This is a genomic window from Planctomycetota bacterium (genome assembly GCA_016872555.1).
Lineage (GTDB): Bacteria > Planctomycetota > Planctomycetia > Pirellulales > UBA1268 > F1-20-MAGs016.
The window spans coordinates 1-12729 of the sequence record VGZO01000072.1 but is presented as its reverse complement, the minus strand read 5'-3'; the positions used below and the strand labels follow the sequence as shown (position 1 = coordinate 12729).

Annotated in this window: 10 protein-coding genes; 4 read left to right on the top strand and 6 right to left on the bottom strand. The window is 68.7% G+C overall.

Going from position 1 to position 12729, the window contains the following annotated elements:
- The first annotated feature begins 36 nt into the window (after positions 1-36).
- Together FJ309_15935 and FJ309_15930 are read left to right on the top strand one after the other, a co-directional pair.
- A complete protein-coding gene (locus tag FJ309_15935; protein ID MBM3956073.1) occupies positions 37-876 on the top strand; it encodes a hypothetical protein in 840 nt (279 codons plus the stop codon).
- Positions 843-1091: a hypothetical protein gene (locus FJ309_15930; GenBank protein ID MBM3956072.1), complete on the top strand. Its 249-nt coding sequence runs from the start codon at positions 843-845 to the stop codon at positions 1089-1091. Before FJ309_15935 ends, FJ309_15930 begins: the two co-directional genes overlap by 34 nt.
- A 46-nt stretch (positions 1092-1137) precedes the next feature.
- Here FJ309_15930 and FJ309_15925 read toward each other — a convergent pair whose 3' ends face one another.
- The 3 genes from FJ309_15925 to FJ309_15915 form a co-directional block, all read right to left on the bottom strand.
- Entirely contained in the window at positions 1138-1443 is a 306-nt protein-coding gene (locus FJ309_15925) for a hypothetical protein (GenBank protein ID MBM3956071.1), read from the bottom strand.
- The gene (locus tag FJ309_15920; protein MBM3956070.1) at positions 1444-1806 is read right to left on the bottom strand and encodes a class I SAM-dependent methyltransferase; all 363 of its coding nucleotides are present in this window, start codon (positions 1804-1806) and stop codon (positions 1444-1446) included.
- Between the two features lie 100 nt (positions 1807-1906).
- A complete protein-coding gene (locus FJ309_15915; GenBank protein ID MBM3956069.1) occupies positions 1907-2992 on the bottom strand; it encodes a Gfo/Idh/MocA family oxidoreductase in 1086 nt (361 codons plus the stop codon).
- Between the two features lie 686 nt (positions 2993-3678).
- On the opposite strand from FJ309_15915, the gene pepT reads away from it, so the two are divergent.
- Positions 3679-4926 carry a peptidase T gene (pepT, locus tag FJ309_15910; protein MBM3956068.1) on the top strand — a complete coding sequence of 416 codons (1248 nt, stop codon included), beginning with the start codon at positions 3679-3681 and terminating at the stop codon, positions 4924-4926.
- A 145-nt stretch (positions 4927-5071) separates the two neighbouring features.
- A complete protein-coding gene (locus FJ309_15905) occupies positions 5072-6115 on the top strand; it encodes a DUF5009 domain-containing protein (protein ID MBM3956067.1) in 1044 nt (347 codons plus the stop codon).
- Positions 6116-6462: 347 nt separating this feature from the next.
- On the opposite strand, the gene FJ309_15900 is transcribed toward FJ309_15905, so the two are convergent.
- The 3 genes from FJ309_15900 to FJ309_15890 all read right to left on the bottom strand — a co-directional run.
- Positions 6463-7563, bottom strand: a complete 1101-nt coding sequence (locus FJ309_15900) for an RNA-dependent DNA polymerase (GenBank protein ID MBM3956066.1) — start codon at positions 7561-7563, stop codon at positions 6463-6465.
- On the bottom strand, positions 7560-7919 hold the full coding sequence (avd, locus tag FJ309_15895; protein MBM3956065.1) for a diversity-generating retroelement protein Avd: 360 nt from the start codon (positions 7917-7919) through the stop codon (positions 7560-7562). Before avd ends, FJ309_15900 begins: the two co-directional genes overlap by 4 nt.
- An 85-nt stretch (positions 7920-8004) precedes the next feature.
- The coding region (locus tag FJ309_15890) for a hypothetical protein (GenBank protein ID MBM3956064.1) at positions 8005-12729 on the bottom strand (4725 nt) is incomplete at its 5' end.

Below are 12729 nucleotides of genomic sequence, written 5' to 3'. Positions count from 1 at the left end.
ATGACTTTTTCCACGGACAGATAGGAGGAGGCGACGATGCCGCGTTTCGAGCAGCCGGGCAGGGGGATGGTCGCGCGAGCGAGGGCGGTTTTGCGAGCGACGCGGCTCGGGATCGCGTTTGCGGCGACGGCGTGGCTGACCGGGATCGTCGGCGTGCCGATGGCCCACGGACAGTCGACGACCTGGGATTCGATGCTCTCGAATTCCCACTGGTATGTCCCGGAGGAAAACCTCCTCTCCTACATGACGTCGGCGACGAACTTTCTCGTACCGGCGCCGTCGCCGGGATCCGACCAGACGCTGTGGAGCCTTGGCACGGCGACCAACGGCGTGTTCAGTGGCACCGCTGTGGCGACGTTCCGCCCGGCGTCGGCGCCGGTGGTGGCGATCACCAATACCAATACGATCGTCTCCGGCATCGTCACCGATTCGGGGCAGATCAGGATGGTCTTCCAGGCGCTGTCGTCCGGTCAGCAGACGATCGGCATCGGCCAGGTGCGCACGATCAGCGGCACCGATTACATGCAAATGCAGATGATCACCGGCAACTCGTCGGTGCTCACGACCCACTGGGCCTACATGGCCAAATACGACCCCGCCACGTTCACACCACCGACGCTGTTTCCCGACGGCACGCTCCTGTCGCAGGAGTGGCGCTGGACCGAGGGGAGCACGTGGCTGCTCCGCAGCGACACGCTGTTTGGCCCGAGCGGCACCGGATCGTTCACGATCACCGACTACCGCAACGGCTATTTCTGGGGCCCCGGCACCGGCCCCGACGGCACGGCGGCACGGCGGCAGCGAGCTACACGCAGCTCGGCTCGATCACTCCCGAAGGCAACGTGCTGTTCAACGTCATCATCGGCGGCACGCTGACGAGCCTTGCCGGCCAGATCACCGGCACGGGCTGGGACGCGAAGATGGTCCTGCGGTCATACGACGGCACGACGTTCGGCCCGCAGGCGCTGGCGACGGTGCAATTCGTCCCCGAGCCGTCGGTGTGGGCGATGGGGCTGGCCGTCGTCGGGTCGAGCGCCATCGCGGCTTGGCGGCGGCACTCGCGCAGACGAGCGACGCCGCCCGCGGGCTGACCGTTTCGCCAGAGTCGGCTCCCGATCCCCGGCGAAGTTGCGTCCATCAACCACGTTTCCGCAGGATGCACTGGATCTGGGCGAGAACGCCGGGGCGCAGCGTCTGATCGACCGCTCGGTACTTCGCGAGGTACGACTCGATCACGCCGATCGCCGGTAGCCCGCGGCGCCGAAGACCCCGATAGACCCGGATGAAAAATGCGTTGATTCCCGTCGGTTGCGCGATCGGGCCGAAGCGGAGCAGATGGCGATCGTAGCCGTGGTCGTGAAGCGCGAGGCTGATGATCTCGGCGTCGGGAAGGCCGCGGGCGAGGTCGAGGACGTTGCGCGACACCGACGACCACGACCGCATCTAGGAGATCGTGAATGTCGCCTTGTGATCGGGATTGAACCGGCTGGGAAACACCCCTTGCTCGTACAGGTCTTCGTCGGGCACGGCGAAGATCAGATGCCCGCCGGGGCGGACGAGCGCCCACCACTCGGAAAGTGCCGACGCCGCGTCGTGCATGTGCTCGAGGCAGTGCGACGAATACACGTAGTCGAACTGCTCGTGGACGAATTGGGTGATTCGATTGGCGTCGCCATCGTCGAGATCGAATCGCCTCACGTCCGGCGCGACCGGATCGGGACCGCAGCCGATATCAATCCCTCGGCCACGGATCAGGCCCCGCTCAAAGTCGGTCCAAATCGCGCGGGTTTTCGACGCCTCGTCCACGTTCGGTCACTCCTGCTCGACACGTCCGGCTGGCACGACCGACCCTGTATGCTTCGCGAGGATAACCGATACGCGGGCCCATTCACAGAGCCACCCCGGCTCAGCCGTCGCCCGCCGGAAGCGCGCTTGCGGCCAGCACCGCCTGTTGCACGGCGCGGTCGTGGGCCGAATCGAAGTCGGGCCGCTTCTCGCCGCGGATGATCCGCGCCATGTCGGCGGCGTCGGCGACGTAGCGGGTGAACTTCGGAAACGTCACCGTGCTCGTGCCGGCGGGGTGGTCGCCCCGGGCCCGCGACAGCGACAGGCGCACCGCCGGGTCGTCGAGCGGCTGGATGGACAATGTCCCCTCCGTGCCGCACACCGTGAGCTGCCGCCGGCTCCAGCCGTCGACTTCGATCACCGACGTACGGATCGTCGCCGTGGCCCGCGGATACTCGAGGACGGCGAGCATGTTGTCGAGCAGGCCGTCGTCGCGGGCTCCCGAGTGGCGCGGAAACGCCGCGACGTGCTGCGGTGCCCCGAGCATCGCGACGACCAGATCGACCAGGTGGCACCCCAACTCGAACATCGTGCCCCCGGGCTGGCGGACGAGGTCGTCGCGCTCGGCGTCGCCGACGAGCTTGCTCATCACCGCGTGGACCTCGAACACCTCGCCGAGCCAGCCCGCCCGGAGAAACTCCCGCAGCAGCAGCACTGCGGGGTTGTAGCGATACATGTAGCCCGTCTGGACGAGCAGCCCGCGGGCCTCGGCAGCGGCGAGGAGCCGGCGCAACTGCCCGAGCGACGTGCCCGCCGGCTTGTCGACATGGACATGCTTCCCCGCGGCGACGGCCGCCTCGGCCTGGTCCAGGAGATCGCCGACGCGGGTCTCGACGAGGACGGCGTCGAGCCCGGGGAGGGCGAGCAGTTCGTCGCGCGTCATCCAGGGCAGGCCGGCAAACGGCGGCCGCTCGCGAGCGCCACGGCGCAAGGCCTCGTCGGGCTCGCAGATCCCGACCACCTCGTAGTCGGGGCTCGCGCGGTAGACGGCGAGCTTCGTGGCATGGCCGTGACCGACACCGATCTGACCGATCCGAATCGGCCGAGCGACGGTGGTGGCGGCGCGGGCGACGGGGGAGGCGGCGACCGCGGCGGCGGCCAGCGCACCGAGGCGGCGCCGGGACAGGGGAGAGGCTGGTGGTGTCATGGGGGTTTGAAGGTGAACAGACCTCGGCTCGGGCTCTGCAGCACGGGGAACGGTCGCACGCGGGTTGGCTTGGCTATTGGGTCGAAGCTGTTCAGGCCTCAGCTCGGGCTCTGCAGCGCGGGGTACGGTCGCACGCGGGTTGGCTTGGCTATTGGGTCGAAGCTGTTCAGACCTCAGCTCGGGCTCTGCAGAGGGGGGGCGCCCCTCCACCTCTGCCCTCGCATCGACCCGCATGCAGTTGCGACGGGCCGATGCGAGGGCGACGGCGGAGGGGCTTCGACGGCCCCTGGGCGCGGGGACATGGACGCACGCGGCGGAATTGGTGATTGGCGGCGGCGGCGGCGGCGGCGGACATGGATTGGACCGTTCGATAGCGGGCTCTCGTGGGCGAAGCGCAACGGTCGTGCCCCGTTCCCCGTCATCCAGGGACCCGCGAAGCCCCTCCGCCTTCGCCCTCGCATCGGCCCGTCACCCACTGGCTGCGGGTCGGTGCGAGGGTGAAGGCGCGAGGGGCGCCCCCTCTGTCGAGCCCGGGCTGAGGTCTCCATGACGGGAACCTCTGATCGAACCCGGCTGACCCGGGACAACCCCACCGCTATCCCGCGTCCGCCGGCGGACCCAGCGTAGCAGCCCTGCCCCCGCGTGCGGGGCTGTTACGCTGGTGCCTCCCCGACGGGAGATTCGCCGTGCCAACCCTGCTCGACCGGTTCCTCGCCTACGTCCGGATCGATACCCAGGCCAACGAGCACTCGGCCACGAGCCCCAGCTCCGCCAAGCAGCTCGACCTCTGCCGGCTGCTCGCGCGCGAGTGCCAAGCCCTCGGCCTCGCCGACGTCGAGCTCTCCGCGCATGGCGTCGTCACGGCGACCGTGCCCGGCACCGTGGCCCACGCCGCGCCCTCGATCGCCTGGGTGGCCCACGTCGACACGTCGCCCGAAACCAGCGGAACGAACGTCAGCCCGATCGTCCACCGCGACTACCAGGGTGGCGATCTGGTCCTCCCCGGCGCACCCGACCGCGTGATCCGCCTGGCCGACAACCCCGAGCTCGCCGGCCTCGTCGGCGGCACGATCATCACGTCCGACGGCACCACGCTCCTCGGCGCCGACGACAAGGCGGGGGTGGCCGTGATCATGGCCGCCGCCGAGCGGCTCATGACCGCGCGCGAGGTGCCCCACGGCCCGATCCGGCTGGTGTTCACCTGCGACGAGGAAATCGGCCGCGGCACGGAGCACCTCGACGTCGCGCAGATCGGCGCCGTCTGCGCCTACACGCTCGACGGCTCCGGCCGCGGCACGATCGACGCCGAAACGTTTTCAGCCGACCTGGCCGTCGTCACCGTCACCGGGATCAATATCCACCCGAGCATCGGCAAGGGGCGCCTCGTCAACGCCACGAAGATCCTCGGCGAATTCCTCGCCGCTCTCCCCGCCGACCGGCTGTCTCCAGAGACCACGGCCGGCCGCGACGGCTTCGTCCATCCCTACGAGGTCGGCGGCGGCGTCGCCCAGGCGGTCGCGCGGCTGATCCTCCGTGACTTCGACACGGCCGGCCTCGCCGAACAGGCGCGGCTCCTGGAAGCCATCGCCGCCGACCTGCGCCGCCGCCATCCGCGGGCCACGATCGACATCGCCGTCGCCCCGCAATACCGCAACATGCGCGAGGGGCTCGAGCGCGAGCCGCGCGCGGTGGCATTGGCCGTGGCGGCGACGCGCGCCGCCGGGATGGAGCCGACCGTCGACGTGATCCGCGGCGGCACCGACGGCTCGCTGCTCACGGCCCTCGGCCTGCCGACACCGAATCTCTCCACCGGCGAGCACAATCCCCATTCGCCGCTCGAGTGGACGAGCCTCGAGGAGATGGAGGCGGCAGTCGAGGTCCTCGTGCGCCTCGCCGAGGCGTGGGGCAGGGAACGGCTCGCCCCATCACGGTAATGCTTCACACATGCGTTGCCCCATGCCGAAGACCCCTGCCATGAACCCCGCGCCTCCCAGTTCGGCCGCCGTGCCGACCGCGTCGCCTGCCGTGTCGCCGGGAGCTGGGCGACTGGCGTCGCTCGATGCGTATCGGGGGTTCGTGATGCTCCTGATGATGGCCGAGGTGCTCGAGCTGGCGAAGGTCGCCAGGGCGTTTCCCGACAGCCCGCTCTGGCAATTCCTCGCCTGGCATCAGTCGCACGTCGCCTGGGATGGCTGCTCGCTCCACGATCTCATCCAGCCGTCGTTTTCATTTCTCGTCGGCGTGGCGCTGCCGTTTTCGCTGGCGGCGAGGCGCGCCCGCGGCCAATCCGACGGCCAGCTCGCTGCCCACGCGCTGTGGCGGGCGGTGGTGCTCGTGGCCCTGGGGATCTTCCTGCGCAGTGTCGGCAAGCCGATGACCAATTTCACGTTCGAAGACACACTCACGCAGATCGGCCTCGGGTATCCCGTGCTGTTCCTGCTGGGGCTGCGCCCGCGGCGCGCGGCGTGGGTGGCACTGGCGGCGATTCTCGTCGGCGTGTGGGGCGCCTGGACTGCCTGGGGCGGGCCCGACCCGTGGGCGAAAAACGCCAACCTCGGCCATGCCTTCGACGTCTGGTTTCTCAACCTCTTCCCGCGGCCGGAGCGGTTTGTCGAAAACCGCGGTGGCTACCTGACGCTGAGCTTCATCCCCACGCTGGCGACGATGATCCTCGGCCTCCTCGCCGGGCGCTGGCTCCAAGACCGCGCCCTGCCGCGTCGGTTCGTCGCCGCGGGCATCGTCTGCCTGGCCCTCGGCTGGGCCGCAGCGGCGCTTGGCCTGTGCCCGATCGTGAAGCGGATCTGGACGCCGTCGTGGGTGCTCTCGAGCGGCGGCTGGTGCTTTTTGCTGCTGGCGGCGTTTCATACCGCGATCGACGTCAAGGGGTGGCGCGCGTGGGCGTGGCCACTGGAGGTGGTGGGGATGAACTCGATCGCCGCCTACCTGATCGCCCACCTGTGGGAGAAATTCATTTTTGGCGCACTCGAGACGCACCTCGGCAAGGATGTCTGGTCGCTGGCCGGGCCGGGCCTGGCGCCGCTGCTGCACGGCGCGGCGGTGCTGGCGGTGATGTGGGGGATGCTCGTGTGGATGCGCTGCCGGGGGATTTTGATTCGGGTGTGACAGGCGCGGGGATGGTGCAATCGGACCCGCGACCTCGGCTCGGCTCTGCAGAGGGGGAAGAGGGTCCCATGATCGGAGACGACGGTAACAGCCGCGCGACGGAAGCCCGGCAGGGCGTTCGAGCCAGTCTGCCTACCGGCCCTGCCGGGCGTGTCGTTCATTCGGCCGCGAGGCAAAAGTCCCCGCGACGCAGGACGGCGGTCTGGACTGTGCACCTTGGCGCGCTCCACCGGGTTCGAGCCGACGGATTCGGGCTTGGCAAGGTCCTCGCCACACGCAGACCGTAGTTGTTGTTGCGGTTGGTGGGCACGTCGTTGTTGCGGTTGGCGGAGCGCACGTTCGACGCGTTATTGTCGAACGTCGCCCCGCGCAGCACACGGCGGAACGACCGCCGCCCTCTGGAAGAAAAGTGTAGCGAGGAGCGCCTCGCGAAGGCGATGGGTGTCCGCCTGCCGGGCGTGCCCGAGCCAGCTCATCAGCCGGATCTTGACGTCCGCCGCATCGATTCGGCCGCGCGCATAGTCCGCCTGCATCCGCCGTGCCCGGCGGCGAAACCGGCGGACGTTGTCTTTTGGCAGGAGCACGTGGGTGGGAAACACCCGATACCCGACGAAGCGGATGCCGGCACCGACGGGAAAGATGACGTTTTTCCGTGGGTGCAGCCGGAGGCGCAGCCCGAGGAGAAACGTCGTGATTGCCTCGCGGAACCTCGCTAACTCCTTCTTGTCGGCCCCGAAGACGAGGAAATCGTCGACATAGCGCACGTAGCCGCGGGCCCTGAGCTTCTCCTTGACGAAATGGTCGAGCGGGTCGAGGTAGACGTTGGCGAGAAACTGGCTGGTCTGGTTACCGATCGGGATGCCGCGCGGGCGCTGGAGCGGCGCGAACAGGTCGTCGCCGGGATACCAGTCGATCACCGGCTCCTGGCCCGACGACGAATCGACGATCCGGCCGAGCAGGTCGAGGACCCGGCCATCCTTGATCTTGCGCGCCACGAGTCGCTTGGCGATCGCGTGGTCAACGGACGGGAAAAACTTGCGGATGTCTGCCTTGAAGACGTAGGGAAACCGGCGGGCGAAGTCGCGGCAGCGCCGGACGGCGGCATGTGTTCCCTTCCCGCGCCGGCAGGCAAACGAATCAGTGATGAACGTCCGTTCGAAGATCGGCTCGAGGACGTTGACCAGGGCGTGGTGGACGACCCGGTCGCGGTACGGGGCGGCGCTGATCACCCGGCGCTTCGGCTCGTGGATCACGAACTGCCGGTACGGCCCAGGGGCATACGTCCCGCTTTCCAACTCGTGAAGCAGCCTGCAGAGTGCCGTCTCGAGGTGAAAGTGAAACGCGACGACTCCAGGGCGGAAGCGTTTGCCACGGCAGGCCTGTTCCGCGGCCTGTAACAAGCCGTCGAACGAACAGAGCCGTTCCCAGAGATGGCCGTGGCGTTTCATCTCGGCTGGCTCGACGTGCGCCAGCCGCCGACGAGCCGGCCGATGTCGTCGATCGAAGTCGCCGCGAAGGCGTAGCTCTCGGTCTTCAAGCACTGCAGATCCTTCGCCAGCCGAATCTGGAAGCGGAGGATTTCGAGGGCGAGATTCGCCTCGTCGAGAAGCGGCTGGCGGGCGGTGGTGTAACGGGCGCGGATCAACGTTTCGAGAAGACCGTAGAGGGTGCGTTCGATCCGCTCACCGAGGACAAACCGGTGGTTTCGGGGAAACCGGCCCGTGTGCCCGCAACTCCAGAGAATCAGGTCGTATGTCTTGGTGATCACGACCAGTTCCTCATGTTTTGCCCGGCTCCGTGGCATCGCTGGAACCTCGAGGAGAGGCGTTCAAGGGCGACCAACACCGATTTCAAACTCGCGCGCCCCGGCTGCGCCGGGGCGCGGGCAGTCAGGGGCTCTCGCTTTCACCACCGCTGTCCGTTTCGCCTTTACCTCCCCGCTCGGGTAAGGGGGTAAGGGAGCCAGGTTGTAATGTCCTCGCCACACGCAGACCGTAGCCGCTGCCGCGGTAGGTGGGCACGTCGAAGTAGCGGTAGGCGGAGCGCACGGTCGACGCGTTATTGACGAACGACGCCCCGCGCAGCACACGGCGGCCTTCTCGCGAAATCGCAAGGTTGCCCTCAATGTCGTCGTCCCCAGAGGTCTCCGGGTAGGCCGCGTATTCCACGTGGCACCAGTCGTACGCATTGCCGAGACCATCAAAGAGCCCCGTGTCATTGGGCTTCTTGAGCCCCACCGGCCACGGCACGCTCTTCCCCTCGAGCCCGGAGTTGACCACGTACCACGCATAGTCGCCAAGCAGCACTGATGACTGGCCGAAAAACCGGCTCGTCCCCGCTCCGGCACGCGATGCATATTCCCATTCCGCCTCCGTCGGCAGGCGATACCCGCTTCGCGACAGCCACCCCGACGCGATGCCTGTCACCCGGCCGCGGCCGTCTTCTTCATACACCCATTCGCTTTTCGCCAGCCCGTCAGCCTTGCTCAACGCGTTGCAATACCGCGCGGCCTCGAACCATCCCATTCCCGTCACGGGAAGCTCATCGGACCGGGTCCACTGGGGGCCAACCGCGCCGGTGAGTCCCTTGCGGATTTCCTCCTCGGGAACAATCCGCTCATACTCTCCGAGCGTCACGTGCGCCGCGCTGATCGCGAATGTCCGCCCGATCCGCCGCATATGCTGGCCTTCATTGACCGACCGGTCGCCATCCGAATCGGCCGTCGAGCCCATCTGAAACTCCACCGGACCGGGGATCACGATCATCGTCTGCCCCTGCCCATTCACGAACCACCGCAACGGCTTCGGGCCCTCGGCTGAAAGCTCCTTGCGGATCGCCGCCAGTTGCGGGGGATCGACGATGGGTGTTTTCTTGCCCCGCGGGTACGGCGAGCGCGGAGGACCGAGAAGGTCCGCTAGACCGCCGAGGCTCTTCGGTAGCGCGGGCTTGGCGTCACCCAGCGGAATCGCAGCCGCCGCCTCCTTACGCCACGCGGCGACGCGATCAACCACCCAGTCGCCCGCGCCGAGCTGCCGCAGTGTCCACTCGGCCGCGGCATGAAGCCCCGGATCGGGATCACGCTCAAAGGTGTCTTGCAGCACCGGCACGATCCGGCGTCTCACGGCGCCCGCGATCGCGCCCGCGGCTGTCTCTCCCTGGAGCAGTTCGCCAAGGGCGAGCACAATCCCGCGCCGTGCCGACAGATCGGTCTCTTCCCCAAGCCGCTTCTCCAGCGCCTCCGCGACATCGCCCAGATTCTCCCCGGCAAACGGCCTCACGAAGTGAATCAGATAGCTTCGCGCCCGCGGATCGGGCGAATGAATGAAGATCGGCCAGGCCCGCTCGGGCCGGCCGAAGCGGATGAGCACGGCCGCCGCCTTGGCCTGGCGGATCCCGAGATCTTCGCGCTCGGGGGCAACGAGCGGCATGCCCTCTGGCAGTATCTTGGCGATCTCGGCCTCCAGCAGCGGGGCGATGTCGCCGAAGATCGCCTCGGTCTTCCCGGCCAGGGCTGCAAACTGGCTCGGCTCGGCCGTCATTGCCAGCTCGGCGAGCCGGGCCGGATCGTCTTGGCAATAGTCGGCCAAAATATCGGCTGCCAGCGCCCGCTCGGTCTCGCGGCGCTTGGGATCGGCAAAGATCGGCACGAGCTGCGGCACGAGGGCGTTCCTCGCACCGCGCAGGGAGTCGAGCCAGGCCGCCAGATAGACCGCCGGCACGTTCACCAGATCCGCGGCTACCGCAGGCGCGATCGCGCCCCACGCCTGCCCGTCGGGATCAAACGCTGCCATTGCCGCTGCCGCGCGGAGGCGCTGTGGCCCGGCGGATGGATCGGCCGCGGCGGCCGCAAATCGCTCGGCCAACTGGCCGCCGCGTGGCTCGAGTGCCCGGATGATCGGCTGCACTTCATCCGGCTCGGCCGCGAGGAGCCTTGTGGCAAGGTAGTCTGCCGCGCCGTCGGCAGTGGCTTTTTCCTTACCACCCGCGACGCTCACCACCCCCAGCGCGGCTTTGAGCTTTTGCCCCTCGTCTTCGCCCGTGGCCAGGATGTCGCGGAGGTCCGGAAGCGCAAGGCCGGCATGCGGAGCGAGAGCGGCAACGGCGCCGTAGATCGTGCCCATGTCGGCATTGAGGAGCGTGTTGACCGCCCCCTCGGCCGCGACACGGCGCTCTCTCTCGACCACGCGCGAGCGCACGGCGATCCCCCCGGCCAAAACCATTGCCGCCAAGGCCACCGCACTCAGCCCGCGCGTGCCATGAAGCCGATCGGCGCTGGCCATCATCCGCCGCGCCGCCGGCCGCCAATCGGCCGACCGCGTGAACCAGCGGATTCGCAGCCACTCGAGAAGCCCGGGGAGCTGCTGGGCCTCTTCCTTGCGCTCGGTCCAGTTCGCCGTCCGCTCGGCGAGCACCAGCTCCGCCCGGCCCTTCGCCGTCTCCCGGCGGCCGGCCATCAGCCAGTCGCGAAGCGCCGGCACGAGGTAGTCGTGCGTGAGCTGGTAGTAGCTATCGGACGGTGAGCCGCCCGAGCTTTTCGACGACTCCTCCCCCGGCGGGTCGGTCGGCGTGACCAGGCGCAGCTCGCCGTCGAGGATCCGCATCACGGCGTCGAAGTCGCCGCGTTTTGCCGACGGCGCACTCGATTTCAACAGCTCCGCGGCCGAGCGCTTGTGGCCCTTGATCTGTGTGCCCGACTCCGGCAGCAAGGCCTCGAGCACGCGCTTTGCCGCCGCGGCGTGGGTCCGGTGGGCGGGATTGGCCGAGCGCGAGTCGAAGGCGTCGGCCAGAAACGCCACGCCGATCCGGTCGAGGAGCCGGCGGCTGCCGCCGGCCGTCTCACCGAGGCTGTCGAGCGTGGCCGGTGTCCAGGGGCGCGACTTGACGAGATCGGCAAACAGCGCGAGCTGGACGGGCACCACGCGCTTTTCGTCGCCAGCCAGCCCGGCGATCGCCTGATCGACGAACGCCTTCTCATCCTCGGAAAAGCTCGTCGCCAGACGCGGCAGCCGGCCGAGGCCCTGACCGAAGCGCACGAGCACGTCGCGGGCGTGGTCGGCGGGGAAGATGTCGATCGTAACGCAGTTGGTCCCCTCGACGATCAGCGTCTCGACAGCCTGCATGAATCGAAACGCAGCCAGTCCGAAATCGTCGCGCACCAGTACCAGCGCCTGGAGCCTGCCCCCATCGCACTGGCGCAGCGCCTTGACGAGGTCCTCGTCAGTCGGCTGGGGATGGGCCTGGAGCCACTGCTCGAATTGGTCGAGGACGACCACGACCTTGCCCGCAGCGGAGTCGCGCGCGAAAGCCAGCGCCCCCACGAGGCCGCTGTCGACCGGCACCCCGGGCACCGCTCTGCGCAGTTCCTTGAGGAGCCGCGACTCGGTGTCGTCGGCGGAGGCTTCGAGGACGATCGCCCGCAACCCCGGGCCCAGCCGCGGCACGATCCCCGCCTTGACGAGCGACGATTTGCCGCAGCCGCTCGGGCCGTAGAGCAGGCCGATCGGAAATGTCTTGTCGGGGCCGGACTCGTCGAAGCGCGTCTTCCAGAAGCGAACGCTTTCAGGGAGGCCGTCGCGGCCGCGCGGGCCGGGGAGGAGCTGGAGGAAAAAACCCGCGTCGTCGCCGTCGAAACTGCGCAAACCCTTCGGCACGACCGTGACGTCGGCCGCTTCCGGGGTTTGACGCGACCGCTCGGCGAGCCAGGCTTCGAGGTCGTCGGCGAGCTCTGCCGCCGTCTGGTAGCGCTGGAGCTTGACCTTCGCCAAGGCGCGGAGGCAGATCCGCTCGAGCTCGGCGGAAATCGTCGGGTCGCGGTCGCGCGGCGGCACGGGCCGGGCGCGCGAGACGGCAGCGAGAATTTCGAGCTTCGACCCGCCGGAAAACGGCTGGACGCCGGTGAGCAGCTCGTACAGCACCGCGCCGAGCGAAAACAGGTCGCTCCGGCCATCGACTTTTTCGCCCGCGGTCTGCTCCGGGCTCATGTAGGCCGGCGTGCCGGCGACGTCGGTCTCGGCCAGCGACCGCGTCTGCGCGATCGCCAAGCCGAAGTCGGCGAGAAACGGCGTCGCGCTGGCCTCGTCGATGAGGATGTTGGCCGGCTTGACGTCGCGGTGGATCAGCCCCGCCCCCTGCGTGTGGGCATGGTGCAGCGCCCGCGCGACCGTGGCCACGAGCCGGGCCGCCTCGGCGGCAGCAACGCGGCCCGCCCGGAGCCTATCGCGGAGTGTGGGGCCGTCGATGAATCGACTGACGATGAACGGGGTGGCGTCGTCCGTCCTGCCGACCTCGAAGACCGGCACCAGATGCGGATGGACGAGCGCCGCCGCCTTTTTGGCCTCGGAGAAAAAGCTTTCGGCGGCCGCCGCGACGGCCAGCTTGCCGGGTCGGGGCACCTTGATCGCCACCGGCCGGTCGAGGTCGTCGTCCCACCCCAGCCAGACATCGCCGAAGCCGCCGCCACCGAGATAGCGCACGATCCGGTATTTGCCAATCTGCTTCGGCTTGGCAGGAGGGGGATCGGCGGGAGGCCTGGCCGGGGGATGCCGGCCGGGGGCAGCATTGTCGGCGTCGGGCTCGCCGGGGGGCATGTCGGCCTCGGGGCGCTTGGCGGTCGA

Excerpts from the sequence above, each read along its gene's own strand:
- FJ309_15905 (MBM3956067.1), top strand. The coding sequence starts at position 5,072 with ATGCTCCTGATGATGGCCGAGGTGCTCGAGCTGGCGAAGGTCGCCAGG.
- FJ309_15900 (MBM3956066.1), bottom strand. The coding sequence starts at position 7,563 with ATGAAACGCCACGGCCATCTCTGGGAACGGCTCTGTTCGTTCGACGGC.
- avd (MBM3956065.1), bottom strand. The coding sequence starts at position 7,919 with ATGCCACGGAGCCGGGCAAAACATGAGGAACTGGTCGTGATCACCAAG.
- FJ309_15925 (MBM3956071.1), bottom strand. The coding sequence starts at position 1,443 with ATGCGGTCGTGGTCGTCGGTGTCGCGCAACGTCCTCGACCTCGCCCGC.
- FJ309_15915 (MBM3956069.1), bottom strand. The coding sequence starts at position 2,992 with ATGACACCACCAGCCTCTCCCCTGTCCCGGCGCCGCCTCGGTGCGCTG.
- FJ309_15935 (MBM3956073.1), top strand. The coding sequence starts at position 37 with ATGCCGCGTTTCGAGCAGCCGGGCAGGGGGATGGTCGCGCGAGCGAGG.